General features: G+C 69.8%; 22 protein-coding genes. 8 read left to right on the top strand and 14 right to left on the bottom strand.

Features of this window, described 5'->3' with window-relative positions:
* Window positions 1-79 precede the first annotated feature (79 nt).
* The 7 genes from ABFG95_RS04805 to ABFG95_RS04775 form a co-directional block, all read right to left on the bottom strand.
* Window positions 80-1,408 carry an aspartate aminotransferase family protein gene (locus ABFG95_RS04805; RefSeq protein ID WP_068979931.1) on the bottom strand — a complete coding sequence of 443 codons (1,329 nt, stop codon included), beginning with the start codon at window positions 1,406-1,408 and terminating at the stop codon, window positions 80-82.
* Window positions 1,405-2,484 carry a phosphotransferase gene (locus ABFG95_RS04800; RefSeq protein ID WP_238908525.1) on the bottom strand — a complete coding sequence of 360 codons (1,080 nt, stop codon included), beginning with the start codon at window positions 2,482-2,484 and terminating at the stop codon, window positions 1,405-1,407. The genes ABFG95_RS04805 and ABFG95_RS04800 overlap by 4 nt, the downstream gene beginning before the upstream one ends.
* On the bottom strand, window positions 2,481-3,779 hold the full coding sequence (locus tag ABFG95_RS04795; protein WP_278992835.1) for an ArgE/DapE family deacylase: 1,299 nt from the start codon (window positions 3,777-3,779) through the stop codon (window positions 2,481-2,483). The genes ABFG95_RS04800 and ABFG95_RS04795 overlap by 4 nt, the downstream gene beginning before the upstream one ends.
* Window positions 3,780-3,925: 146 nt before the next feature.
* Complete coding sequence (locus ABFG95_RS04790) at window positions 3,926-5,185, bottom strand: putative Na+/H+ antiporter (protein ID WP_238922761.1); 1,260 nt, start codon at window positions 5,183-5,185, stop codon at window positions 3,926-3,928.
* A 24-nt stretch (window positions 5,186-5,209) separates the two neighbouring features.
* On the bottom strand, window positions 5,210-5,680 hold the full coding sequence (locus ABFG95_RS04785) for a hypothetical protein (protein ID WP_059271756.1): 471 nt from the start codon (window positions 5,678-5,680) through the stop codon (window positions 5,210-5,212).
* 59 nt (window positions 5,681-5,739) lie between these two features.
* Window positions 5,740-7,254 carry a tripartite tricarboxylate transporter permease gene (locus ABFG95_RS04780; RefSeq protein WP_059271754.1) on the bottom strand — a complete coding sequence of 505 codons (1,515 nt, stop codon included), beginning with the start codon at window positions 7,252-7,254 and terminating at the stop codon, window positions 5,740-5,742.
* 3 nt (window positions 7,255-7,257) lie between these two features.
* Window positions 7,258-7,743: a tripartite tricarboxylate transporter TctB family protein gene (locus tag ABFG95_RS04775; RefSeq protein ID WP_278992836.1), complete on the bottom strand. Its 486-nt coding sequence runs from the start codon at window positions 7,741-7,743 to the stop codon at window positions 7,258-7,260.
* A gap of 345 nt (window positions 7,744-8,088) precedes the next feature.
* On the opposite strand from ABFG95_RS04775, the gene ABFG95_RS04770 reads away from it, so the two are divergent.
* Entirely contained in the window at window positions 8,089-9,471 is a 1,383-nt protein-coding gene (locus ABFG95_RS04770; RefSeq protein WP_068952528.1) for a HAMP domain-containing sensor histidine kinase, read from the top strand.
* Window positions 9,471-10,787 carry a sigma-54 dependent transcriptional regulator gene (locus tag ABFG95_RS04765; RefSeq protein WP_059271752.1) on the top strand — a complete coding sequence of 439 codons (1,317 nt, stop codon included), beginning with the start codon at window positions 9,471-9,473 and terminating at the stop codon, window positions 10,785-10,787. The genes ABFG95_RS04770 and ABFG95_RS04765 overlap by 1 nt, the downstream gene beginning before the upstream one ends.
* A 52-nt stretch (window positions 10,788-10,839) precedes the next feature.
* Here ABFG95_RS04765 and ABFG95_RS04760 read toward each other — a convergent pair whose 3' ends face one another.
* The gene (locus ABFG95_RS04760) at window positions 10,840-11,346 is read right to left on the bottom strand and encodes a nicotinamide-nucleotide amidohydrolase family protein (protein WP_054417356.1); all 507 of its coding nucleotides are present in this window, start codon (window positions 11,344-11,346) and stop codon (window positions 10,840-10,842) included.
* A 207-nt stretch (window positions 11,347-11,553) separates the two neighbouring features.
* On the opposite strand from ABFG95_RS04760, the gene ABFG95_RS04755 reads away from it, so the two are divergent.
* Window positions 11,554-12,582 carry a Ku protein gene (locus ABFG95_RS04755; RefSeq protein ID WP_278992837.1) on the top strand — a complete coding sequence of 343 codons (1,029 nt, stop codon included), beginning with the start codon at window positions 11,554-11,556 and terminating at the stop codon, window positions 12,580-12,582.
* Between the two features lie 2 nt (window positions 12,583-12,584).
* Window positions 12,585-15,245: a DNA ligase D gene (gene ligD, locus ABFG95_RS04750; RefSeq protein ID WP_278992838.1), complete on the top strand. Its 2,661-nt coding sequence runs from the start codon at window positions 12,585-12,587 to the stop codon at window positions 15,243-15,245.
* Window positions 15,246-15,303: 58 nt separating this feature from the next.
* Here the strand turns inward: ligD and ABFG95_RS04745 are convergent, their stop codons facing one another.
* From ABFG95_RS04745 to ABFG95_RS04730, 4 genes are all read right to left on the bottom strand, one after another.
* Window positions 15,304-16,659 carry an amino acid permease gene (locus tag ABFG95_RS04745; RefSeq protein ID WP_198512760.1) on the bottom strand — a complete coding sequence of 452 codons (1,356 nt, stop codon included), beginning with the start codon at window positions 16,657-16,659 and terminating at the stop codon, window positions 15,304-15,306.
* 300 nt (window positions 16,660-16,959) lie between these two features.
* Window positions 16,960-17,259 carry a MatE family transporter gene (locus tag ABFG95_RS04740; RefSeq protein ID WP_278992839.1) on the bottom strand — a complete coding sequence of 100 codons (300 nt, stop codon included), beginning with the start codon at window positions 17,257-17,259 and terminating at the stop codon, window positions 16,960-16,962.
* 73 nt (window positions 17,260-17,332) lie between these two features.
* A complete protein-coding gene (locus ABFG95_RS04735; RefSeq protein ID WP_054417361.1) occupies window positions 17,333-17,599 on the bottom strand; it encodes a hypothetical protein in 267 nt (88 codons plus the stop codon).
* 63 nt (window positions 17,600-17,662) lie between these two features.
* Complete coding sequence (locus ABFG95_RS04730) at window positions 17,663-18,598, bottom strand: AraC family transcriptional regulator (RefSeq protein WP_278992840.1); 936 nt, start codon at window positions 18,596-18,598, stop codon at window positions 17,663-17,665.
* 163 nt (window positions 18,599-18,761) lie between these two features.
* Between ABFG95_RS04730 and ABFG95_RS04725 the strand changes: the two genes are divergently transcribed.
* From ABFG95_RS04725 to ABFG95_RS04710, 4 genes are read left to right on the top strand one after another with little or no spacing between them, the layout of a single operon-like run.
* Window positions 18,762-19,811, top strand: coding sequence for an NAD(P)-dependent alcohol dehydrogenase (locus tag ABFG95_RS04725; protein WP_348995525.1), 1,050 nt, complete (start codon window positions 18,762-18,764; stop codon window positions 19,809-19,811).
* A gap of 43 nt (window positions 19,812-19,854) precedes the next feature.
* Entirely contained in the window at window positions 19,855-20,325 is a 471-nt protein-coding gene (locus ABFG95_RS04720; protein WP_054417364.1) for a (2Fe-2S)-binding protein, read from the top strand.
* On the top strand, window positions 20,325-22,613 hold the full coding sequence (locus ABFG95_RS04715; RefSeq protein WP_348996035.1) for a molybdopterin cofactor-binding domain-containing protein: 2,289 nt from the start codon (window positions 20,325-20,327) through the stop codon (window positions 22,611-22,613). The genes ABFG95_RS04720 and ABFG95_RS04715 overlap by 1 nt, the downstream gene beginning before the upstream one ends.
* A gap of 43 nt (window positions 22,614-22,656) precedes the next feature.
* Complete coding sequence (locus ABFG95_RS04710) at window positions 22,657-23,670, top strand: XdhC family protein (protein ID WP_054417366.1); 1,014 nt, start codon at window positions 22,657-22,659, stop codon at window positions 23,668-23,670.
* A 69-nt stretch (window positions 23,671-23,739) separates the two neighbouring features.
* Here the strand turns inward: ABFG95_RS04710 and ABFG95_RS04705 are convergent, their stop codons facing one another.
* Window positions 23,740-25,059, bottom strand: coding sequence for a four-carbon acid sugar kinase family protein (locus ABFG95_RS04705; protein WP_348995524.1), 1,320 nt, complete (start codon window positions 25,057-25,059; stop codon window positions 23,740-23,742).
* Entirely contained in the window at window positions 25,056-26,333 is a 1,278-nt protein-coding gene (locus tag ABFG95_RS04700) for a ribulose-bisphosphate carboxylase large subunit family protein (protein WP_348995523.1), read from the bottom strand. Before ABFG95_RS04700 ends, ABFG95_RS04705 begins: the two co-directional genes overlap by 4 nt.
* Window positions 26,334-26,338 lie beyond the last annotated feature (5 nt).

The raw sequence follows: 26,338 nt of genomic DNA, 5'->3' as shown, positions 1-26,338 counted from the left end.
GGTGGCCCGCCGCCTCCCGCGGCCCCCGTTGTGGTGACTGGAGCCAGCGTAGAGGACGCGCGCCGCGCCGTTCTGCCGCCTACAGTTGCGCCAGGGTCTCATCCGCCGCCGCCAGCAGCAGGTCGGCGTGTTCCCGCGCGAACGGCAGCTGCGGCCGCAGCTTGAGCACGTTGCCGTGCAGGCCGGTGGCGCTGAGCAGCACGCGGCGCTGGCGCATCAGGTTGACGAAGCGGTGCGTCTCTTCCCTGGCGGGCGTCTTCGCGGCGCGGTCCCGCACCAGTTCGACGCCGATGAAGAGGCCATCGCCGCGCACGTCGCCGATGAGCGCGTGGCGCTCGGCCAGCGCGCGGAAACCGTCGCGCAGGTACTGGCCGGTGCGGGCGGCGTTGGCCTGCAGGCCTTCGTCCTCGATCACCGAGAGCGTGGCCTGGGCCGCGGCGCAGGCCACCGGATTGCCGCCGAAGGTATTGAAGTAGCGCGCCTCGCGGCCAAAGCGTTCCAGGATGTCGGGGCGCGAGACCATGGCGGCGATGGGGTGGCCGTTGCCCATCGGCTTGCCCATGGTGACGATGTCCGGCACGAGATCGTGGCGCTGGAAGCCCCACATGCACGAGCCGGTGCGGGCGAAGCCGGCCTGCACTTCATCGGCGATGAACAGGCCGCCGGCGTCGCGGATGGCCTGCGCCGCCGGCGCCAGGAAGCCGGCCGGGTCGCTGTAGACGCCGTCGCTGGACAGGATCGTGTCCACCAGCAGCGCGGCCGGCTTGATGCCGTGGCGCCGCAGGTCGTCGATGGCGGCCTGCACCTGCTGGCCGAACCATTGTCCGAGGGTGGCCGGGTCGTGGCGGTAGCTGTCGGGCGCGGCCACGGCGCGGGTGTCCACGCCCAGCGGCACGGCCTGGCCGAGAGACGGCGACACGGCGGCCACCGCGGCGGTGACGCCGTGGTACGCCAGCTGCGTGACGATGACGCCGGTGCCGCCGGTGTGGCTGCGCGCCACGCGCAGCGCCAGGTCGTTGGCCTCGCTGCCGGTGCAGGTGAAGATGACCTGCGACAGCGGTTGCGGGAACGTCGCCAGCAGGCGCTCGGCGTAGTCCAGCACGCCGTCGTGCAGGTAGCGGGTGTGGGTGTTCAGCACCGCCGCCTGCTCGGCGATGGCGCGCACCACGCGCGGATGGCTGTGGCCCACCGAGGCCACGTTGTTGTAGGCGTCCAGGTAGCGCTCGCCGTCGGCGCCGTAGAGCCACACGCCTTCGCCGCGCACGATGTGCAGCGGCTGGTCGTAGAACAGGCGGTAGGCCGGCCCCAGTACGCGCTGGCGGCGGGCGATCAGCTCGCGTTCGGCCGGCGGCAGCGCGTCGGCCGCGGCGGGGTCGAAGGCGTTGAGCATGGCTTGGTCTCGGCTCATACAAGAGTCTCCATCGGGGTCTGGCTGGCGGCCAGCAGGATGTCGCTGGCCTGCTGTCGGGGCAGGGCGTCCAGGCGCGCCAGGCCGGTCCAGGCCAGGCCGTTGTTGCGCAGGATGTACTGGCGGTTTTCGGGGTGCTGCTGCGCGCGCCAGCCGGTGATGGCCACCGTGATCAACAGGCGCGTGGCGATCAGGTCGGGCAGCAGCGCGATTTCGGTGTCGGTCAGCGGCAGCGTCTGGTGGTAGCTGGCCAGGCACTGGCGCAGGCCCGCCGACAGCGGGTCGGGCGCGTCGTCGAGCAGATAGGCGGCGGCCACGGCCAGGTCCTGCGCCAGCGGCGCGCGCACCATGTCGCCGAAGTCGAGCAGCGCCGCGATCTGTTCGGGATCGTCGCGCGCCACCATCACGTTGTAGGGGTTGAGATCGTTGTGGATGACCTGGCGCCGCAGCCCGCCCAGGCGCGGCCGCAGGTCATTGGCGAAGCGTTCGAGCTGGCGCTCGGCCAGCCGGCGGCGGTCCGCCTCGGGAATCTTCGGCAGCAGGTCGGCGATGCGGTCGGCGTGCTGCAGGTCCCACAGCAGTTCGTGGTCGGCCATGGCGTGGTCGAAGCCGGCCAGGGCCAGGTCGAACTGCGCCAGGGCCCGGCCCAGCGCGCGGTACTGCGCCGGACTGCGCGCCACCTGGTGCAGCGGCACGCCCTGCACGAAGGTCATCAGCCGCAATGCCCGGCGCGCGCCGTCGCCGGCGTCGTGCCAGTGCACGTAGTCGCCTTGCAGGCCCGGGACCAGGCGCGGCACCGGCGGCTCGCCGCCGGCCCGCATGAGGCGCAGTTGCGCCTGGGTGTGGAAGTCGGTGACCGCCGGGTCCTCGGCCGGGTGGGTGGCCTTGAGCACGTAGGCGCCGCCGGCGGCGTCGCGCAGCAGGAAGTTCTGGTCGCGCTCGCTCGACAGCAGCGTGGCCTGGGCCAGCAAGCCGTAGTGGTGTTGCGCCAGGGCCTCGGCCTGTGACAGGGACAGCTTGGGCGGCTCGGCCGCGAACAGCGCCTGGCCGGCGCTGGGAAGGTTGCCGCCGCTCATGCCTGACGCTCTTCCAGGCCGCACCACTCGGCGATGAACAGGGCGATGGTCTGGGTGACCTTGCGCACCGATTCCAGGTTGACCGCTTCGTCGTAACCGTGCGGCATGCGGCATTCCGGGCCGTAGACGATGGCCGGGGTGTCGGCGTACAGGCCGTAGAAGCGGGCGTCGGTGGCGGCCGACGTGGCGTATTCGCGCAGCGGTTCGCCGAACACCTGCTCGTGCGCGGCGCGCAGCGCGGCCTCGGCCTCGTCGGCGTTCCGCAGTTCGTAGCCCTCGGCCATGAAGCCGTGGTAGACCACCTTGGGCGGATGCTTGGCCAGGAACGGATCGCGCGCCGCGGCCTGGGCCACGAAGGCCTCGATCTCGGCGCGCGCGGCTTCCAGGCTCTGGCCCGGATAGACCGCCACGCGCATGTCGAAGGTGCACCAGGCCGGCACGCTGGACGGCCAGTCGCCGCCAGCGATCTTGCCGAGGTTGAAGCGGATGGGGTGAGGGTGGTCGCAGAAGTGGCGGTGGTCGCACTTGTTGGCGTTCCAGCGCGTTTCCAGCTCGTCCAGCGCCTGGATCAGGAAGATCGCCTTCTGGATGGCGTTGGCGCCCGCGCCGGTGAAAGCGGCCGAGGCGTGCTGGGGGTCGCCTTCGACCTGCACCTGGAACCACATCGGCCCGACCTGGGCGCGCATCAGCATGGGCAGCAGCGGTTCCGGGATGAAGGCGGCGTCGGCGCGATAGCCGCGCGCCAGGCAGGCCAGGGCGCCGTTGCCGGTGCATTCCTCTTCCACCACCGACTGCAGGAACACGTCGCCGGCCGGCGCCAGGCCGATCGCGGCGAGCGCGTCCATGGCCGACAGGCAGGCGACCAGGCCGGATTTCATATCGCCCGCGCCGCGGCCGTGCATCCAGCCGTCGACGATGGCGGGGTCGTACGGGTCGCGGCTCCATTGCGCCAGCGGGCCGACCGGCACCACGTCGATGTGACCGTTCAGGATCAGCGAGCGGCCTTTCAGGCTGCGGGCGCGGTGCGCGCCGACCACGTTGTAGGCGTTGTCATAGGACACCGCCACCGGCGAAAAGCCGGGCAGGTGGCGGATGGCCTCGACGTCGATGCGCCAGCGGTCCACGGCGTAGCCGCGTTCGGCGTAGCGCGCCGCCATGAAATCCTGCGCGGTGGTTTCTTCGCCGCGCTGCGACGGCAGGCGCACCAGTTGCGCGGTCAGTTCGGTCTGGGCCGCGAAGCCCGCGTCCACGGCTTGGAGGATGCGCTGGCGCAGCGCCGGGGTCAGTTCTGGCATGGATGTGCTCGAGGTTGACAGGGAACCCGGCCATGCTAGGGAAAATTGGATTGGTGAAAAATAGCCAATCCGGGTTATTTGATATAGCCACTTTGCGGCTGCGGCCTCTTGATGCCCTGGCGCCGGTCAGTCCGCCAGGGGGCGGGTCATAGCAGGAACAAGAGCGACGCGGCCACCAGGGTCGGCGCCAGTGCGCCGGCCAGCAGCCCGGGCATGCTGACCGCGCCGTTGTCGAACCCGCCGCGCAGCAGGGCGACCCCGGCGGGGTTGGGCGCGTTGGCGATCACCGTCAGGCCGCCGCCGGCGACCGCGCCCGCCACCAGCATGTACTGCGCCTGCGCCGGAATGCCGTCGATCAACGACCCCAGGTAGGTCAGGGCGGCATTGTCGGTGACGGCGGTCAGGGCCAGGGCGCCGAAGAACAGCACGCGCGGTTCAAGTCCGCTGACGATGGGTTGCAGCCACCATTGCTGCATGCCGCCCAGCACCACCAGCCCGGCCAGGAAGAAGCCGACCAGCAAGGCTTCCTTGATGATCAGCCGGCTCTGGTGCGCGGGGTAGGCCTGGGTATAACCCAGGAAGAACAGGAACAGCCCGAGGAAGATGATCGGATGGTGGGCGAACAGGACGACCGACGCCAGGAACAGCAGGTGCGCCGCGATGACGGTGGACGACATCGGCGTGGCGCTGTTGCCGACGGCCATGACATCGCCGGAGCGCAGGTGCGGCCGCAGCAGCCAGGTGACCGCGGTGGCATTGATCAGCACCGCCAGCGCGGCCTTCCAGCCGAACATCTTGAGCATGAAGGCGCTGTCCCAGCCCCAGGTCGCGGCGACCATCAGCACGGGCGGCGCCGCGTACGAGGTCAGGGTGCCGCCGATCGAGATATTCACGAAGAGCACGCCCAGCGCCAGATATTTCAGCCGCTCCGGCATGGCGCGGTGAAAGACCTGCGGCGCCAGCATCATCGCCGCGATGGTCATGGCGGCCGGTTCCGTGATCAGCGAGCCAGCCAGCGGCACCAGGGCCAGGCACAGCCATGCCTTGGCGGTCCGGTCGGCGATCGGCATCCACCTGGCGAGGCGGTCCACCAGCCGCATGACCGCCGTGAGGACGGGCAGCGAGGCGGCGATGACCATGACCACGAAGACGAAGGCCGGTTCGGTGTAGTTGCGCGATTCGGCGTATTCGAGGGCGCTGGCGCCGGAGGCGCCCAGGGCCATCAGGACCAGCAGGACGGCGGCCCAGAAGCCGAACACCACTTCGACCTCGCCGAGCAGGTGCAGCAAGCCATGATGGCGCTTGCTGCGGTGCGCCAGTCGCAGGAACAGCGGCGCGGAGAAGGTATGCAGCAGGGCGATCGCGAATACGATCGCGGCAATGATCTCAATCGGGTTGTCTGTCACGCCCGGGATTCCTTGAAAGAGGGTTCATACCCGCGCGACGTCGATCCACAGGCGCGCCATGACGACCTGGCGGACCAGGTCGTACAAATGGGCCGGCGCTTCGGCGGCGACCAGCACCCGGCGGATCAACGCCTGCAAGTCCACGCGCAGGCACGGCTGGGGCAGCGGGGTTGCCCGCGCGCGCGCCGTGGCCATGAGGCGGATGAAGTCGAGCGACGGCGTGTCGATCCGCAGCTCCGCGTCCGCCGGCGGCAACACGGCATCGCGCAAGGCTTCCAGCGTCGAGCAGATATAGATGTCGGAGGGGGGGAGGCCGTCGGCGTCGATGCCGAGGTGCCACTCCTGCGTGCCGATGAGGGTGGCGCTGGCGCCCGCCGCGGGCGCCTCGAAGCGCAGCCGGCTGAACTCGAGCAATTCCATCAATTCCACGAAAGACAGGCCGCGCGCAATCGGCGACGTGGGCGCGGCGCCTTGGGGACCGTCGTGCAGTCTCATGGCGTACTCCTGGTGATGCGTCGGGGCCGCCGGATGGCGGCCCCATGTCATGCGGTTTGTCAGGTTCGGGCCTGTTCCATCTCACGGACCTTGTAGCGGTTGCGCACGGTCGAGTAGACCAGCCACAAGGCCAGCGCCAGGATCGCGTAGACGAAGGCGGCGCTGATCGGGCGGTCGATGAAGATGCTCATCTGGCCGCGCGACAGCAGCAGGGCGCGGCGGAAGTTCTCTTCGACCATCGGCCCCAGCACGAAGCCGAGCAGCAGCGGCGCGGGCGAGAAATGCAGCTTCAGGAACAGATAGCCGACCATGCCCAGCACCAGCACCATGCCGACGTCGAACAGGCTGTTGTTGGTGCTGTACACCCCCACGCAGACGAAGAACAGCGCCGACGGGAAGAGATACTTGTAGGGCACCTTGAGCAGCTTGGCCCACATCCCGATCAGGGGCAGGTTCATGATGACCAGCATGACGTTGCCGATCCAGAAGCTGGCGATCAGGCCCCAGAACAGGTCGGCATGCTCGGTCACCATCTGCGGGCCGGGCTGGATGCCATGGATGATCAGCGCGCCCAGCATCAGCGCCATGACCGAGTCGCCGGGAATGCCCAGGCTCATGGTCGGGATGAAGCTGGTCTGCGCCGCCGAGTTATTGGCCGCTTCGGGGCCGGCGATGCCTTCGATGGCGCCATGGCCGAAGCGGTTGGGCGTCTTGGACACGCGCTTTTCGACGGCATACGACATGAACGACGCGATGGTCGCGCCGGTGCCCGGCAGGATGCCCAGGATCGCGCCGATGGCGCTGCCCCGCGCGATCGGCATCGCCGACTGCTTGATGTCGCCCGGCTCGGGCCGCACGGACATCTTGGTGGCGCTGCCTACGGTGGTCGCCTTGCCGATGCGGTTGACGTTGGCGAAGAAGTCCGCCAGGCCGAACAGGCCCATCGCCAGCGCCACCAGTTGCACGCCGTCGCTCAGTTCGATCACGCCGAAGGCGTAGCGGATGGTGCCGGTGTTGACGTCGGTGCCGACCACGCCGATCAGCAGCCCCAGGAACACCATGGCCACGCCCTTGATGGCCGAGCCCTTGGCCAGGGTGGCGCCGGCGAACAGCCCCAGCATCATCATCGAGAAATACTCGGCCGGGCCGAACTGGAAGGCCACCTCCACCAGCACCGGCGAGAACAGGATCATGATGATGATGCCGACGCTCGCGCCGATGAACGAGGCCAGCACCAGCATGAACAGCGCCGAGCCGGACTTGCCGCGCCGCGCCAGGGGATTGCCGTCCAGGCAGGTGACGGCATGGGACGGCGTGCCCGGCAGGTTGAGCAGGATGCAGGTGATGCCGCCGCCGTATTGGGCGCCGTAGTAGATGCCGGCCAGCATCATCAGGGCGGCGACCGGCGTCATGGCGTAGGTGAGCGGCAGCAGGATGGAGATCGCGGCCAGCACGCCCATGCCGGGCAGCACGCCGATCATGTTGCCCATGAAGACGCCGAAGATCGACCAGAGCAGGTTGTCCCACTGGAAGGCGACGGAGAACCCGTGCAAAACGTTATCGAAGAGTTCCATGGATCACCCCCAGCGCAGCATCGGGAACTGCAGCTGCAGCGCCCACGAGAAAACGACCGCGCCGAACAGCGTCATCGCGGCGGCGAGAATCGCGGCGGATTTGTATGTGTTCGAGGTGTCGCCCAGCGCCGACACAAACACCAGCGCGAAGGTGGCCGGCAGGAAGCCCAGATACTGGCCGATCACGATGAACAGCGCGATCCCGGCGGCGATGCAGGCCATGCCGCGCAGGCGCTCGCGCCGCGTGGGTTGCGGCAATAGCTCTTCAAGCTGTTCTTCCTGGATTTCGTCGGGGTCGGGACTGAGCGGGATCAGGATGCCCAGGGCAACCAGGAAGCAGCCCACCAGCATCGGAAAATAGCCCGGCCCCATGCGCGCCAGTTCGCCAATGTTGTAGGTGGTGGCCTCGAAGAGGGTCAGCGCGCCGCAGAGGGCGATGAACGCGCCTCCCCACAGATCGCGCTTTCTAGAGAATATGGTGCTGCCCATGGCGTGCTCCCCGTTTTTTGTTGATGACAAGACCGCGGGCCGTGCGTGCGCATGACCCGGGGAGCGGGGACTTTAAGAACGGCGCCTTGCATTTTGCTTTCGCGCGGCGGCGCCCGGATTACGGGATAACCAGAAGGCCGGCCGCCGCGCCGCCATGGGGCGTAAGCAAGGCTTAACAACGTTCATTCTTCATGTTCACGAAAGTGAACAATCCGCGTCGAAAAATGGCCTGGATCACCGCCCGGCATGATTCTTGCCCGCGCTCGCGGCGCTTTCGAAATCTTGCAAATTGGTGGGCCCGACTGACCACGGCATAATCACGTTTTGCTGTCTGCGCCGTCGATCATGCTTCGCTTGCCGCTCACCGCGCGGATCCCGCTCGCGGTCTCCCTGTTGTTCCTGGTCATCTCGGCCGCGCTGATCTCGCTGGCGCTGCACGGCCTGTCGCGCCAGTTCGACAGCCAGGTTTCCAATCTCGGCCAGGTCTACCTGGACGGACTGTCGGCCGCCATCCTGCCCGCGGTGCGCGCGAACGACGGCGCGCAGATGACCGAGGTGCTCAATCGCGCGCTCGACACGCACCTGGGGGTGGTTGACCGCACGCTGGCGGTGGTCACCGCCGACCATCGACTGCTGGCGCATGTGGCGCGCTATCCCGAGGTCGAGCCGGTGCCGCTGGCGATCCTGCGCGAGCCCTCCGGCAGCCTGGTCAGCCTGCGCTCCGAGGGCGTCTGGACCTGGCGGCTGCTCGACAGCGAACAGCCACAACTGGGTACCCTGATCGCCAACCTGGACGTCAGCGAGTTCCTGCTGCAGCGGCGCGAACTGGCGCTCGAGCTGGGGTTGGTGGGGCTGGCCATCAGCCTGCTGGGGGCCATGCTGTGCTACGGCATGGCGCGCCGCCTGCAGCGTCCCATCATCTCGCTGACCGAAGCGCTGCGCGCCGGGCGCGAAGACCGGCCGCGAGAGATGACGGTGCGCACCGGCGACCCGGAATTGCAGGAACTGCTTGCGGCCTACAATTGGATGGTGGCCAGCGTGCGTGAACGCGAGGCCTTCGAGCAACGCCATGCGCACATCGAACGCGAGGCCATGCTGGGCCGTATGTCGGCGGCGCTGGCGCACGAGGTGCGCAATCCGCTGGGCGGCCTGCGCACCGCGGTGCAGACCCTGCGGCAGTTCGGCGACCGCGCCGAGGTGCGGCAGGAATCGCTCGGCTTCATCGACCGTGGCGTCGAGGCACTGCAGGCGGTGGTCGATGCCAGCCTGCGCACCTTCCGGCCGGGCACGGCCCGGCTGCGCCGCGAGGACATCGAGGACATCCGCCTGATGGTCCGGTCGCAGGCGGCCAAGGGCGGCGTTCGGGTGTCTTTAACGTGCGCCGGGATGCATGACGATGCGCTGCCTTGGCCGGCCGGGCCGGTGCGCCAGGTGCTGCTGAACCTGGTGCTGAACGCGGTGCAGGCGTCGCCGCCCGGCGGGCATGTGCGCATCGCGGCCCGTGTGCGCCGGCGCGCGCTGGCGCTGCATGTGATGGACGACGGCGCCGGGTTGCCGCCGGATGCGCGCGCGGCCCTGGCCGGCGGTCCGCGCGGCGGCGACGGCATGGGGCTGGGCATCGTCGCCGAATTGGTGGGGGCCTTGCACGGTCGCTTGCGCGTCCGCGGCCTGGACCCGGGAACGCGGATATCCGTCCGCATTCCCTTGCCGCCCGAGGGGAAACCGTAGTGAACGAGACACAGGTATTGTTGATCGAGGACGATCCGGTGCTGGGCGGCGCGCTGTTGCAGCGTTTGCGGCTGGAAGGGCTGTCGGCGCAATGGGTGCAGAGCTGCGCGCAGGCGGTGGAATGGTTTCGCCGCTCGCGCCAGCGGCCTGCCTTCGTGCTGGCCGATATCCGCTTGCCCGACGGCTCGGGCGAGGATCTCTACCGCCGGCTGATTCCCTATCTGGCGCAGGCGACCGTGGTGTTCGCCACCGCCTATGGCGAGATCGCCCAGGCGGTGCGGCTGGTGGCGGCGGGCGCCAATGACTATCTGACCAAGCCCTACGATACCGATGCGCTGGTGGCGCGGATGCGCGCGGTGATCGCCGCGCAACCGGCGGGCGCGGCGCGCGAGGTTCATGAAAACCCGTTCGCGCTGGACGAACCGGCCAGCCCGTTGGCGCACGATCTGGAACGGCTGGCCGCGAGCGATTTGCCGCTGCTGCTGGAAGGCGAGACCGGCACCGGCAAGGACCGGGCCGCGCGCTATGCGCACGCGCGCTCGCCGTTCGCGGCGGGGCCGTTCGTGGCTGTCAATTGCGCGTCGCTGCCGCCCGATCTTGCCGAGAGTCTGCTGTTCGGCCATGCCAAGGGCGCGTTCAGCGGCGCCAACACGGCGCGCGAGGGGCTGTTTTCGCAGGCGCAGGCGGGCACCTTGTATCTGGACGAGGTGGCCGAGCTGGCGCCCAAGACGCAGTCCGCGCTGCTGCGGGTGCTGGAGAACGGCGAATACCGGCCGTTGGGCCAGACCGACAGCCTGCGGACCCGTTGCCGCGTCATGGCCAGCACCTGCAGTACGTTGGACACCGAGGTCGCCGAGGGCCGTTTGCGGCCGGATCTGTACTACCGGCTGGCGGTGGCCCGTCTGGCGCTGCCGCCGCTGCGCGAGCGGCCAACAGCCATTGCCGCGCTGGCCGTCCGCCTGCTCGCCGAGCTGGCCCCTCCGAACGGGGCGCGGCTGGCGGCCGACGCGCTGCGGGCGTTGGACGAGCATGATTGGCCTGGCAATATCCGCGAGATGCGCAACCGCATCGCGCGGGCGGTGGTGCTGGCCGACGGCCCCGAGTTGTCCGCCGGCGATCTGTTCCCCGAGCGCAAGCTCGGCGGCGCGCCGGACCTGGCGACCCGGCGCACCCATGCCGAACAGCGCGCGATCCAGCAGGCCATCGCCGAATCCGGCGGTCACCTGGGCAGCGCCGCCAAACGGCTTGGCATTTCGCGCACCACCTTGTGGAAGAAGCTGCGCGCGACCCGCGACGACGATCGCTCGCCTTCCTAGGCGGCCGTGTCCGCGCGGCCCGCGCGCGATGCGGGGTCGAGCGGGGCGCGGGTCAGCCGGCGGCGGCTGGCCGGTGGCGCAGGAAGCAATCGACGATGCCTTGCAGGGCGAATTCGGCGCTGGCCTGGCGGATGCGATTGCGGCTGCCGCTGAATTGCCGCGTGGCGGTGTAGATGACAGGATGGGCATCGGCGCCGCCTTGCTTGAAGACCCAGGCGTAGCATTGGGTGCCGGGCGCGATGCGATCGTCGGTGGCATCGGTGACGCCCGTGTTGGCGACGGCGACGTTGGCCGGACTTTTGGCGGCAGCCCCCAGCGCCATGGCGCGCGCCACGGCCTCGCTGGTGAGATTGTGGCGCGCCAGGATCGATTGCGGCACGCCCAGGCAGCGCCGCTTGGCCGCCACTGAATACACCACGAAGGCGCAGTCGAGCAACTCGCCGGCGCCAGGAACGTCGGCCAGGGTGGCGGCGACGAGGCCGGCGGTGCAGGACTCGGCCGTCACAAGGGTCAATTGATGTTCCTGCATGAATCGGGCCACGCGTTCGATGCTGTTCATCCTGCGACTCCGCCGGGCAGTAGCGGGGCTGGCAGCAATCGCCGTGCCAGGCCGCCGCTCGACCACCGTGACGCCAGGCATGGCAATTGCTGGCGGGCCGGATCATGCCGGCGTTGGCGCGCGCGCCAAGCGCTGCGACAATAGCGCCAGGCGGTCAATCCAACCACTGGACGGGGCGGCGGCGGCGCCCCGAAGGAGAGCGGCATCATGGCGACGCGAACCATCTGGAAAGGCGCGATCTCGTTCGGGCTGGTGCATATTCCCGTGGGCCTGCACACGGCCACCACCGAATCCGGCGTGGATTTCGACTGGCTCGACAAGCGCTCGATGGACCCGGTCGGCTACAAGCGCATCAACAAGCGCACCGGCAAGGAGATCGACAAGGACAACATCGTCAAGGGCGTGGAATACGAGGACGGCCAGTACGTCATCATCTCGCCCGAAGAGATCGCCGACGCCTACCCGCGCACCACCCAGACCATCGAGATCCAGCAGTTCGTCGAGGCCGGCGAGGTGCCGTTCGTCTATCTGGAGCGGCCCTACTACCTGGCGCCGATCGACAAGGGCCAGAAGGTCTACGCCTTGCTGCGCGATACGCTGGCCAAGACCGGCAAGATCGGCATTGCCCGGGTGGTGATCCAGACCAAACAGCACCTGGCGGCGCTGATCCCGGCGGGCGATGCGCTGGTGCTCAACCTGATGCGCTGGGGCGACGAGGTCAAGGCCGCCGATGACCTGGACCTGCCCAAGTCCGGCGCCAAGGCCACGGCGCCCAGCGCCAGCGAACTGAAGATGGCGCGGATGCTGGTCGACGACATGTCCGGCCATTGGGATCCGGAGCAGTACAAGGATGAGTTCAAGGCCGCCGTCATGGACCTGGTGGCGCGCAAGGTCAAGGCGGGCAAGACCGAGACGGTGATCGAGCCGCGAGAGGAGTCGCCGGCCTATGCCGATAACGTCATCGACCTGACCGAATTGCTGCAGCGCAGCCTGAAGGGGCGCGCGTCGGGCAAGGCGTCGGACGGGGCGGGGGCGCGGACGGCGGCGAAGAAGACTGCCAGGAAGGGGGCCGCCAAGTCCGCCACCAAGTCCGCCACCAAATCCGCCACCAAATCCGCCAACAAGGCGACTTCCAAGTCGACCCCGAAGACAACCACGAAGGCGGCCAGCGGCAAGGCGGCCGGCAAAGCGGCAGGCAAGGCTGGCGCCCCGGCCAAGACCCGCAAGGCGGCGTGACCATGGCCGATACCCTGGCGAAGTACCGCGCCAAGCGCGACTTCAAGGTGACCTCGGAGCCGGCGGGCGGCGGCGAGGCCAACGAGGCCGCGCGCGCCTTCGTGATCCAGAAGCACTGGGCCAGCCACCTGCACTACGACTTCCGGCTGGAACTGGACGGGGCCATGAAGAGCTGGGCCGTGCCCAAGGGACCCAGCTACGACCCGTCGGTCAAGCGCATGGCGGTGCAGGTGGAGGACCATCCCATCGCCTACAACCGCTTCGAGGGCGAGATTCCGAAGGGCCAGTACGGCGCCGGCAAGGTCATCATCTGGGATCGCGGCACCTGGTCGCCGGTGGGCGATCCGGCCGAGGGCTACGAGCGCGGCCACCTCAAGTTCGACCTGCATGGCGTCAAGCTGCGCGGGCGCTGGGCGCTGATCCGCATGAAGGGGCGGGGATCCGAGAAGCAGCCGCCCTGGCTGCTGGTGAAGGACCGCGACGACTACGCCCGCGCCGAAAGCGAGTTCAGCGTGGTGGACGAGCAGCCCGACAGCGTGGCGTCGCCACCCGCTGGCGGGCGCCCCGTGCCCGCCGCCGCCCCATCCGCGATGGCGCCGCCCGACGATCCGCCGCCATCCGGCCAGCTGCCGGGCGAGCCGGCCGACCTGCCGCGGCAACTCAAGCCACAGCTGGCCACGCTGGTGGAAGGCGTGCCGTCCCAGGCGCGGGATGACTGGCTGTACGAGATGAAGTTCGACGGCTACCGGTTGCTGGCGCGGCTGGACCACGGCGAGGTGCGCCTGTACACGCGCAACGGCCACGACTGGGCGCCGAAGCTGCCGCACCTGGCGGCGGCGCTGCGGCGCATGCCGTTGGAAACCGCATGGCTCGACGGCGAGATCGTGATGCTGGCCGACAACGGCGCGCCCAGCTTCCAGGCCTTGCAGAACGCCTTCGACGGCGAGCGCACCAGCGGCATCCTGTTCTATGTGTTCGACCTGCCTTACGTGACCGGCCGCGACCTGCGCGGCGAACCGCTGCGGGTGCGCCGCGCGGTGCTGGCGCGGGTGATGGAAGCCGCGGGGGGCGACCCGCTGCGTTTCAGCGACGCGTTCGACGCGGCCCCGGCCGACCTGGTGGCATCGGCCTGCAAGATGGGGCTGGAAGGCATCATCGCCAAGCGCCTGTCGTCGCCGTACGTATCGCGGCGCAGCGACAGCTGGATCAAGCTCAAGTGCGCGCGGCGGCAGGAGTTTGTCGTGGTCGGCTACACCGATCCCAAGGGGGCGCGGGTGGGGCTGGGCGCGCTGCTGCTGGCCTATCACGACGAGGCCGGCGAGCTGGTGTACGCCGGCAAGGTGGGCACCGGCTTCGACGACGCCGGACTGGCCGCGCTGCGGGACCGGTTGGCGGCGCTGGAAACACGCCGGGCCAGTGTCGACGCCCGTGGCATCGGTCGCGGCACGCACTGGGTGCGGCCCGAGCTGGTGGCGGAAGTGTCGTTCGGGGAATGGACGGAATCGGGCCACGTGCGCCATCCCGTGTTCCGTGGGCTGCGCACCGACAAGCCGGCGCGGGCGATTACCAGGGAGGTGGCGATGGACGCGGAGACGACGCGGGACGCCGGGGCGCGGCATGGCCGCGGCAACACCGCGGGCAAGGCGGCCCGCAAGCGCAGCGCGACAGCCGCGAAGAATGCGACAGGCGCGGCGGCCGGCAAAGGGACCGGAACGGCGGCTGGCAAGACGGCCCGCAAGACCATGGCCGCCACATCGGCCCAGCGCGCAAGGACGGCCACCGCCGCCGGCAAGCTGACCCATCCCGAACGCGTCATCGACCCGTCCACCGGCCTGACCAAGCTGGACCTGGCCCGCTACTACGGCCTGGTGGCGCCGCTGCTGCTGCGCCACCTGAAGGACCGCCCGGTATCGTTCCTGCGCGCGCCGGCGGGCATCAAGGGCGAGTTCTTCTTCCAGAAGCACCTGGAGGCGCCGATGCCGGGCGTGAAGGCATTGCCGCAGGCCCTGGATCCGGACCACCCGCCCTTGATGGAACTGCCGACGCCACAGGCGATCATGTCGGCCGCGCAGATGAACGTGGTGGAGTTCCATACCTGGAATGCGGTCAAGCGCGCCATCGGCAAGCCCGACCGCATGGTGTTCGACCTGGACCCGGGCGAGGGCGTTACCTGGGACGCGGTGCGGCGGGGCGCGCAATTGCTGCGCGTGCTGCTGACCGAGATCGGCCTGCGGGCCTGGCTCAAGACCAGCGGCGGCAAGGGCCTGCACGTGGTGGTGCCGCTGCGCCGGCAATACGACTGGGACACGGTCAAGGCGTTCTCGCAGGCTATCGTCCAGCATCTGGCGCGCACGCTGCCGCAGGTGTTCGTGGCCAAGAGCGGTCCGAAGAACCGGGTTGGCCGGATCTTCGCCGATTACCTGCGCAATGGCTTCGGCGCTACCACGGTGGCGGCCTGGTCGGCGCGCGCGCGGCCGGGGATGGGGGTGTCGGTGCCGCTGGCGTGGGAGGAACTGGACGAGGTCCGGGCCAGCGACCAGTGGACCATCGCCAACATCCATGAGCGCTTGGCTGTCGGCGACTCGCCGTGGGACGACTACGCCCCGCAGGCGCTTGGCGCGGCCATGAAGGCGTTGGATTTCAAGCCGGCTTCGGGCGGGTAGGCGGCCTCGGCGCCCGGTCGCGTTGACCGGGGCCGGGCCTCGGGTACGGACTTGCCGCTTACTCGGCTCCCGCCGGCGCCAGTTCCGCCTCGCCCCGGGCGCGCGTGCCGATGCCGAACACCTGCGCCACGATGCCCATGGCGACGATGACGCCGGCCAGGATCGAGGTGTAGACCACCTCGTTGCGATAGGTGCCTTCGATCACCATGGTGACCAGGGCGGCGATGATGCAGACGATCACCGCATACGTCAGCCACGGGAACAGCCACATCCTGAATTCCAGCCGCACCCCGCGCGCCTGCAGGCGCTGCCGCATGCGCAGTTGCGAGAAGGCGATCGCCAGGTAGACGAACAGCGCGATGGTGCCGGTGGCCTGCATCAGTACGTCATAGACGTCCATTTTCGAGGTCGCCATCATCCAGACGGCGGCGAAGGCGAACAGGCTGGAGATGATGACGCCGACATAGGGCGTGCCGGTCTTGCGCCCGGTGATCTGCATGACGCGGTGGGCGTCGCCGCGCCTGGCCAGCGAATAGAGCATGCGCGAGGCGGTGTACAGCGCCGAATTGAAGCAGCTGCACACCGAAGTGAGCACGATGAAGTTGACGATCAGCTGCGCATGCGGAATGCCGAGCGCGTCGAGCGCGACGTTGTAGGTGCCCTGGGTCGGCTGTGTCAGCCCGGGCGCGTTGTACGGCACCAGGCAGACCACGATGAAGATCGAGCCCACGTAGAACAGGCAGATGCGCCACACCACCGAGCGCGTGGTCTTGATGATTTCGCGGCCCGGGTCGGCCGATTCGGCGGCGGCCACGGTGACGATCTCGGCGCCGATGAAGGCGAACATCACGCCCAGCAGCGCCACCACCACGGCCTTCGGGCCGTTGGGCATGAAGCCCTGGCTGGTCAGGTGATCCCAGCCGTTGGCGGCGCCCCACGGCCACAGGTGCGCCAGCGCCAGGCTGCCCATCACCAGGAACAGCACGATGGCCACCACCTTGATGAGCGCGAACCAGAATTCGAATTCGCCGTAGTTGCGCACGTTCAGGAAGTTGACGATCAGCAGCGACACCGTCACCAGCAGCGCATAGCCCCAGGCCGGCACCATCGGGAACCAGCCGTGCAGAATCTGCCCGGCGACGTAGGCTTCCCAGCCCATCAGCAGGGCCCAGAAGTACCAGTAGAGCCAGCCGATGGTAAAGCCCGCCCAGCGCCCGATGGCGCGGTCGGCGTAGGTCGAGAACGAGCCGGTGTCCGGCTGCGCCACGGCCATCTCGCCCAGCATGCGCATGGCCAGGATGACCAGGATGCCGCCGCCGATGTAGGCCAGGATGACGGCGGGGCCGGCCAGGGCGATCTGCTTGCCGGACCCCACGAACAGCGCCGCGCCGATCACGCCGGCGATGGACATCATCGTGAGATGGCGGGACTTGAGCCCGCCCTTCAGTTCGGTATTGGGGGTGTTTGCCAACTGTCTTCTCCTCTCCGGATGCGCAAGGGCCATGGCATGTCCGCCATCGGAATGGAAAAGAGGCATGTCCCCTGCCGGTTTATCGCTTTTTGGTGGTGCCGCCATGAGCATACGCGCGACGGGGCGAGCGTTGGCGCCGGCGCCACGCTCTGTTGCAAGTGCCAGGTTTTGTTGCCTGCCGCGCGGCCCGTCGGCGGAGAAATCGGACGTGTGGAGGCGGCGCGCCGCCTCCGCAGGGGCCGCTTATGCGTCGTCCGATGGAGTCTGGGAGGCGGGCGTCGCGTCGGGCCGGCCGCCGTTGCGGACGGCATCGGGCCGCGTATGCGCCAGGCCGGCTTCGCTCTCGTCCACGACCTCGTCGGGGGCGATGTCGCGGCCGGTGTCCTCGGAGGCCAGGGGATCGGCCGCGGGCCGCGCGCCGGTGCCTTGCGCGTCGCTGTCGGTCGATGGCGCGGACGCGGGCAGGTCGCTGGGGGAGTCCGAGGAGTCGCTGGGACCGGCGGGCGGCGAAGAGACGGGGTCGGGAATGCGCGAGGGGGACATGATGGCTCCTGGTGGCGGGGGCCGCGATTGGCCAGGACCCGTCACCAGCAAGCGCCGCTCCCGGCCGGCGGCGCTAGAAGCGCGGGTGCTTGCCGAACGGCACCTCGGCGTCGGTCGGCGCTTCGAAGGTGGCGGTGCCGCCGCTCAGGTCGGCGGCGTGGATCTGCGCCAGCCGCGTGGCTTCGTCGATGGCGACCTGGGCGGAAGCGAAGTGCTCGTCGAGCGTGATGCGTTCGTCCGGCGTGCCGGCGACAGGCGAGATGAGCAGGTACGCGATGCGCCAGACGCCGTGGTCTTCCCAGGGGCGTTCGATCTGGAAATCCCATTTGGCTTTTTCCATGATGGCTCCGGTCAGTGCAAGGCTTGCGGAACCTTCATGCTAGCGCGATCGGTCCTCGAACGCTCATTCCTGTCGCGCCAGATCGGCCTGCCCGCGCAATGCCGCGATGTCGCGCTTGGGCGGCGCGCCGTACAGGCGGCTGTATTCGCGGCTGAATTGCGACGGGCTTTCATAGCCCACCTTGAACGCGGCGCTGGCCACGTCCAGGTAGTCGCTCAGCATCAGCCGCCGCGCCTCGTTCAGCCGCAGCCATTTCTGGTACTGCAAGGGGCTCATGGCGGTGAGCTGGCGGAAATGATGGTGGAACGTCGGCGGACTCATCTGCACGCGCGCGGCCAGTTCTTCCACCCGCAAGGGCCGGGCGTAGTGCTGCTTGAGCCATTCGATGGCCCGCGCGATGCGCTGGCCCTGGCCGTCGACGGCGGTGATCTGGCGCAGCTTGGCCGCCTGGTCGCTTTGCAGCAGTCGGAAATGCAGTTCGCGCAGCACCAGCGGCGCCAGCACCTCGATCGCGTCGGGTTCGTCCAGCAGGGCCAGCAGGCGCTCGAACGGCGCCAGCAGGGCGGGGGTGACCGTGCCGATGCCCGCGCCGACGCCCAGCGCCCGCTCGCGCGGAGCCAGCATGCCGCCCTGCGCGATCAGTTCGGCCAGCACGCGCAGGTCCAGCTTCAGGGCCAGGCCCAGGCAGGGCTGTTCCGGGCTGGCCAGCGTGACTTCCGAGTCGGCCGGCAAATCCAGTGACGTAATGAGGAAGCGTGAGGTATCGTAAGCAAACGCCTCGCCGCCCACCCACATCTGCTTGGCGCCTTGCACCACCAGCACCAGGCTGGGTTCGACCAGGCAGCTGCAGGCGCGCGAGACGGCCTCGCGCCGGAAGAAGCCCAGGCCGGGAATGGCGGTGTCGAAGTCGCCCGTGCCATGGGTGCGGGCGTCGATGGCGCGTGCCAGGGCCTGGTACGAAAGGGCGTGGTGCGCCGCCGCATCGGGGTTGCGTGTCATGGATCGGTAGCCTCCGGGGGCACTGTACCCGCAGGCCGCGGCCTTGCATACCAGAGCGGTTGTTGTTCCAGAGGATCAGGCAAGAAATCCAGCGAAATGCGCTACCGGAGTCATGCCGCGATTGCGGAAAATGCCTTTTTTGGCCAAGCACACGGAGTCTGCAATGCTTGTTAAAGCCTACGGCGCCCATGCCAGCGATCAGCCCCTCGAATCGCTGCAAATCACCCGCCGCGCCACGGGCGCGCACGATGTCCAGATCGACATCGCTTTCTGCGGCATCTGCCATTCCGACCTGCACCAGGTGCGTTCGGAATGGGAAGGCACCCAATACCCCTGTGTCCCCGGCCACGAGATCGTCGGGCGGGTCGCCGCCGTTGGCGCGCACGTGCAGGGCTTCAAGCCGGGCGACCTGGTGGGCGTGGGCTGCATCGTCGACAGCTGCGGGCATTGCGCTGAATGCGCCGACGGCCTGGAGAATTACTGCGACGCCATGGTCGGCACCTACAACGGCCCCACGGCCGACGAGCCGGGCTGGACCCTGGGCGGCTATTCGCAGAAGATCGTCGTGCACGAGCGCTATGTGCTGCGCATCCGCCACCCCGCCGAGCAACTGGCCGCCGTGGCGCCGCTGCTGTGCGCCGGCATCACCACCTATTCGCCGCTGCGCCACTGGAACGCGGGGCCGGGCAAGAAGGTGGGCGTGGTCGGCGTGGGCGGGCTGGGACACATGGGCATCAAGCTGGCCCATGCCATGGGCGCTCACGTGGTGGCGTTCACGACTTCCGATGGCAAGCGCGCGGCCGCCCGCGAGCTGGGCGCCGACGAGGTGGTGGTGTCGCGCAACGCTGACGACATGGCGGCGCACCTGCAAAGTTTCGACTTCATTCTGAACACCGTGGCCGCGCCGCACGACCTGGATGCCTTCCTGGCGCTGCTCAAGCGCGACGGCACCATGACGCTGGTGGGCGCGCCGGCCACGCCGCATTCGTCGCCCAACGTCTTCAACTTCATCATGAAGCGCCGCTCGCTCGCCGGTTCCATGATCGGCGGCATTCCGGAGACCCAGGAAATGCTCGACTTCTGCGCGGAACACGGCATCGTCGCCGACATCGAGATGGTCCGCGCCGACGAGATCAACGCCGCCTACGAGCGCATGCTCAAGGGCGACGTCAAGTACCGTTTCGTCATCGACAACGCCACCTTGAACGGCTGACCGCCGTCCCCCCGCCCCGCGCCCCACCCACGAGGAGTTCGCCATGACACGATTGCAAGTCAACGGCCAGACCAAGGAAGTCTCCGTTCCCGACGACATGCCCTTGCTGTGGGTGCTGCGCGATGAGCTCGGCATGACCGGCACCAAGTTCGGCTGCGGCATGGCGCTGTGCGGCGCCTGTACCACCCACCTGGACGGGCAGCCGACGCGCGCCTGTGTGACGCCCGTGTCCGCCGCGGCGGGCCGGGCGATCGGCACCATCGAGGGCATGGAGGCCGACCCGGTCGGCCGCAGCGTGCAGCGCGCCTGGGTGGAAAACAACGTGGCGCAGTGCGGCTATTGCCAGGCCGGCCAGATCATGACGGCGGTGGGCTTGCTCAAGACCACGCCAGCGCCCACCGAACAGCAGATCGACGAAGCCATGAGCGGCAACATCTGCCGCTGCGGCACCTATCCCCGAATCCGCGCCGCCATCAAGCAGGCGGCGGCCCAGCTGGCCCAGGGAGGCAAATGATGACGACCACGATGCAGGCCTCGCGGCGCGGGTTCCTCAAGGGCGGCCTGGGCGCGCTGACGCTGGCGGTGACGGGCAATGGCCTGGTCAGCGCGGTGTGGGCGGCCGACGCGCCCAGGAAGTATGGCGCCGATTCCATGCCGGGCGGCACGGTGGACGATCCGCTGGCGTTTGTCTCGATCGCGGCGGACGGCGCGGTGACCATCATCGCGCACCGCGCCGAGATGGGCACCGGGGTGCGCACCAGCCTGCCGATGGTGGTGGCCGACGAGATGGAGGCCGCCTGGGACCGGGTGCGGGTGGTGCAGGCCGATGCCGACGAGGCGCGCTATGGCAACCAGAACGTGGACGGCTCGCGCAGCATGCGCCACTTCCTGATGCCGATGCGGCGCGTGGGCGCCGCGGCCCGCCAGATGCTGGAAGCGGCGGCGGCCGCGCGCTGGGCGGTGCCCGTGGCGGAGGTGCGCGCCACGCAGCACCAGGTGGTCCACGTGCCCACCGACCGCAAGCTGGGCTACGGCGAGCTGGCGGCCGACGCCGCCAAGCTGCCGGTGCCCAAGGGCGACGCGCTCAAGCTCAAGACGCGCGCCGAGTTCCGCTACATCGGCAAGGAGCAGGTGCGCCTGGTCGACCTGGAGGCCATCGGCAAGGGCCAGGCCATCTACGGCATGGACATGCGGCTGCCGGGCATGGTCTATGCCGTGGTGGCGCGTCCGCCGGTGGTGGGCGGCAAGCCGCGCCGGGTGGACAGCGCCAAGGCGCTGGCCGTGCCGGGCGTGCTGAAGGTGGTGGACATTCCCGCCATGGCCGGCGCGCCCGCGTTTCAGCCGCTGGGGGGCGTGGCGGTGGTGGCCAGCAATACCTGGGCCGCGATGCAGGGCCGCGCCGCCCTGCAGATCGAGTGGGACGACGGCCCGAACGCGGACTATGACTCCGCCGCCTACCGCGAGACGCTGACGGCGGCCAGCCGCAAGCCGGGCAAGGTGGTGCGCGACCAGGGCGATACGCCGCAGGCCTGGGCCAAGGCCGGCGAGGCCGGACGTTTCTCGGCCGAATACCACGTCCCGCACCTGGCCCACGCGTCGATGGAGACGCCGGTGGCGACGGTCCGCATCCAGGACGGCGGGGCCGAGGTCTGGACCTCGGTGCAGAATCCCGCCGCGGCGCAGGAGGCGGTGGCCAACCGCCTCAAGCTGAAACCCGAAAACGTCAAGGTCCACGTGTTGTTGCTGGGCGGCGGCTTCGGCCGCAAGTCCAAGCCGGACTATGTCGACGAGGCCGCCATCGTGGCCCAGGCCATGCCCGCCGGCACGCCGGTCAAGCTGGTGTGGACGCGCGAGGACGACATCCACCACGACTATCTGCATACCGTGTCGGCCGAACACCTGGAGGCCGTGGTGGGCCAGGACGGCAAGGTGCAGTCGTGGCTGCACCGCAGCGCCGCGCCGACCATCGCCTCGCTGTTCACCGAGGGCGCCAAGGGCGAGCAGTTGTTCGAATCGGCCATGTCCGCCATCAACATGCCCTACGTGATCCCGAACGTGCGGGTCGAAACGGCCGAGGTCGCCGCCCACGCCCGCATCGGCTGGTTCCGTTCGGTGGCCAACATTCCGCATGCCTTCGCGGCGCAGTGCTTCATCGCCGAGCTGGCGCATCGCGCCGGCCAGGACCACAAGCAATATGCGCTGGACCTGATCGGCCCGGCCCGCCGCATCGATCCGGGCACGCTGGCGGACACCTGGAACTACAGCGAATCGCCCGAGCGCTATCCCTACGACACCGGCCGCCTGCGCGGCGTGATCGAGGCGGCCGCCAGTGGCGCCAGGTGGGGCCGCGAAATGCCCAAGGGCCACGGGCTGGGCCTGGCGTTCTGCTACAGCTTCATGAGCTACACGGCCACCGTGGTCGAGGTGGCGGTGGACGAGAAGGGCGAGGTGCGGGTGCTGGCCGTGGACATGGCCATGGACTGCGGCCCGCAGATCAACCCCGAGCGCATCCGCGCGCAGATGGAAGGCGGCGCCATCATGGGCCTGAGCCTGGCGCTGCTGGGCGAGATCACCTTCGAGAAGGGGCGCGTCAGGCAGAACAATTTCTATGACTACGAAGTGCTGCGCCACAACGCCTCGCCGCGCGTGATCCGCACGCACCTGGTCAATGACGACCACGCCCTGCCGCCGGGAGGCGTGGGCGAGCCGCCGGTGCCGCCGGTGGCGCCGGCGCTGTGCAACGCCATTTTCGCCGCCACCGGCAAGCGGGTGCGCAGCCTGCCGGTGCGCAGCGTTGCCTGAAGCCCGCGGGATGGGCATGATGCGGTCGCCGGGAGGGGGGTGAATGGAAAGTGTGGACGTACGCGTACTGCGCGCCGCGCGCGATTGGGCGGCGGCGGGGGAGCGGGTGCTGCTGGCCACCGTGGCGCGCACCTGGGGTTCGTCGCCGCGGCCGGCAGGCTCGATGATGGCCTTGCGCGAGGACGGCCGCTGCGTCGGCTCGGTCTCGGGCGGCTGTATCGAGGACGACCTGGTGCTGCGCTATACCCGCGCCCATGGCGGCGCCGGCATGCCGCGTTCGGCGCCCGAGCTGGTGCGCTACGGCGTCCATGCCGACGATGCGCACCGCTTCGGCCTGCCGTGCGGCGGCACCCTGGAACTGCTGCTGGAGTTCGATCCCGACCTGGCCGCGCTGGACGCCCTGGTGCGGCAGCTGGAAGCGGGGCAGTTGATGCAGCGCACGGTCGACTGTGCGACGGGCGCGGTGCGGCAGGCGCCGGCCGACGCCCCGCAAGCCCTGCGTTTCGACGGCGCCACGCTGTCCAGCACGCTGGGGCCGCAGTACCGCATGCTGCTCATCGGCGCCGGCGCGCTGGCCGAGTATGTGGCGACCATGGCGCTGTTCAACGATTTCGCGGTCACGCTGTGCGATCCGCGCGTGGAGCACCTGGGCGCCTGGTCGGTGCCCGGCGCGCACCTGACCACCGAGATGCCCGACGATGCCGTGCGCGCCTTGCGGCCGGACACGCGCACCTGCATCGTGGCGCTGAGCCACGATCCCAAGCTGGACGACCTGGCCCTGCTGGAAGCGCTGCACAGCCCGGCGTTCTATGTCGGCGCGATCGGTTCGCGGCGCAATACCGACCTGCGCCGCCAGCGGCTGATCGAGCACTTCGACGAAACCGAGGAATCGCTGCGGCGCCTGCGGGCGCCGGTCGGCCTTTTCATCGGCAGCCGCACGCCGGCCGAGATCGCCGTCAGCATCATGGCCGAGATCCTGGCCGTCAAGAACGGCGTGGCGCTGCCGGCCACGCTGTCGGTCGCGGTCGCCAAGACGCGCGAGCCCAGCGCGGCGTAGTCGCCACACGCGGGGCCATGCCGCGTCACGCGCGCCATCGATGCGCCGTACTGACGCCGTCAGCCCGCTTCAGACGCCACGCACCAGATCGTCGAACAGCGCGTCGCCGCCCATCTGCCCGCCCTTGAGCATCAGCTGCAGGCCATCGGTGAGCGGATCGTCGCCGCGCGCCACGCTGACGGTGACGCCGGGCGCCAGCGTGCCGTGAAAGCCCAGGCCCCACAATCCCAGCGCCAGGGCAGCCTGGCTGGAAGTGTCGCCGCCGGCGATCCCCAGGCGCGAGAGCTTGCGGCCGAGGGCCGCGCTCGCATGGACGATGCCGGCCACCAGTTGTCCGGTGGCGCGGGCGGTGGCGGCGGTCCGGTCCGACGACGGGGCCTGGTCCGGGGCATCGGTGTGCATCAGCACATTGCGCCCCTGGGCCAGCGCCGCGGCCGCGTCCTGGATGCAGGCGTGGACATAGGCGGCGTCGCCCAGCAGGCGGGCCACGTTCAAGGGCTGCCGCGCATAGCGCTGGCAGGCGGCGATCTGGCGGGCCGTGACCGGCGACAGGCTGCCGGCCACCACCAGCACCGGGCCCTCGGCGGGCGCCAGCGCGGGCGGGGACTGCGCCGGGCCGAGTCCGGCGGCGCGCGTCAGCGCCTGCTGCACGCTGCTGGGGCCGACCGCCAGCAGCGGCAGCACCGACGCGGCGCGCCACAGCAGCCGGCCGATCAGCGGCAGTTGCTCATCGTCGACCAGGTCCAGCAGCAAGGGGCCGTCGGCCGTGTCGAGAATCGCGTCGATCCATTCGTCGGCCGCGCGCAGCGGCGGATAGCCGGTGTGCGGCAGCGAGGCAATGTTGGCCAGCCCTTGCGAAGCCAGGTGGCGCCGCAGGTCGGCCTCGGCCATGGGGGTGACCGGGTGCGCGCGCATCACCGGGTGCCGGTCGATGCGGTGGATCTCGGGCGCGGCGCCGGCGCGCGCGAACAGGTTGCCGAAGCTGCAATAGCGTCCGATGCCGGGCTGGCCGCCGATGATGGGGACGAGCGGGTTGAGCACGTGGCGTCGCAGCTCGGTCACGGCCGCGCCGATACTGCCTACGTGTGGCGCGCTGTCGAAGGTGGAGCAGCACTTGTAGTGCAGGATGCGGGCGCCGGTGGCGGCCAGGAAGCGGCCAGCCATGCGCAGCTCCGCCGTCATCGCGTCGGGCGCCATGCCGCGAACCGCGCCGGCGATGCCGATGGCGTCCAGCGGGCCGGCGCGCTCCAGCTGCCGCGGTGTCGGCACGCCCAGGAACAGCAGGCTGCGCCAGCCGGCCAGCGCCACGTGCGCCAGGGTATCGGTGGCGCCGGTGAAGTCGTCGCCATACCAGGCGACGCGCGGCGCGCGGGCGGGGCCCTCCGTCATGCGCGCGATCCGAAGTGTTCCAGCGCGCGCCGCAGCTCGGGGGCCTCGGCGGCAAAGGCGGCCAGGTCCTGGCCGGCGCGCGCCGCCTGCCACGCCTGGCGGATGCTCCGCACGCCAGCCGCCGGGCCGTCCGGATGCGCCAGGATGCCGCCGCCGGACATGAACAGCAGGTCGTCGGTGCGCACCGCGGCCCAGGTGGCGGGCACCGTGCCGGCCCACTGGCCGGACGAGAACGCCGGCATCACCGCGTCGTCGATGCCGGGGGTGAGCGGCGCCAGGCAGTCGCGGGCGCTCTCCACTACCTCGGCGTCGGGCTGCGAGAACTTGCCTTGCAGGCCGTGCACGTGCATGTGGTCGACGCCGGCCAGCCGCCACAGCGTCTGGTAGGCCTGGAAGCCGATGCCGAGCAAGGGGTGGCGCGACAGCGCGCCGTAGCCGTTGCGATGGCCGTGCAGCGCCAGCGGCGTGTGGCGGCGCAGGGTCTGGATGGCGGAATACCCGCACCAGTTCAGGCTGGCCATCACGCAGCTGCCTTGCTCGCGCTCGATCAGGTCGGCGTGGCGCCGCATGGCGTCGGTTTCGTCGGTGATGTTGAAGGCCACCATGACCTGGCGCCCCGTGCGTTCGCGGTGCGCCCGCACCACCGCCATGACGGCGGCCACGCGCTGCGCCAGCGGCGCATGGGCGGGGTTGGCGCAGACTTCGTCGTCCTTGATGAAGTCCACGCCCGCCGCGCACAGCCGCGCCACCAGGTGCGCGGTCTGCTCGGGCGAGAGCCCGACGTTGGGCTTGATGATGGTGCCCACCAGCGCGCCGCGGTCCACGCCGGTCAGCTGGCGGGTGCCGGCGACGCCGACGTGGGGCATGTCGAACTGGGCGCGGTAGTCGGCGGGCAGTTCCAGCCGTTCCAGCCGCAGGCCGGTCACTTCGCCCAGGTCGTACAGGTTGCCGCCGACCGTGGCGGCCAGGGTCGGCAGGTTGGGGCCGATGTTGGCGACCGGAAAGGCGATGCGCACGCGGGCGCGGCGCAGCGTGGCCGGCAGGCCGCCCGGCTGGCGCGCCAGCCAGGCATTGGGCAGGCTGGCGTTGCCGGTGGATTCGAGTTCCTGCACCGATTCGACCTGGGCGCGGGCGCGCGCCCGCAGTTCGTCGGTCTCGCCCTCGACGCGGGTGAAGGTGCCGCAGGACTGCTCGCCCGCCATCACCTCGGCGACGCGCGCCGGGTCCAGCGGGGTTTCGATCAGGTAGGTGGCGCGGATGACTTGGGTGTTCATGGATG

It is taken from the genome of Achromobacter sp. HNDS-1, from assembly GCF_040084795.1.
Classification (GTDB): domain Bacteria; phylum Pseudomonadota; class Gammaproteobacteria; order Burkholderiales; family Burkholderiaceae_B; genus Achromobacter; species Achromobacter ruhlandii.
The sequence above is the reverse complement of the archived record's forward strand: the minus strand, read 5'-3'. Positions and strand labels throughout refer to the sequence as shown.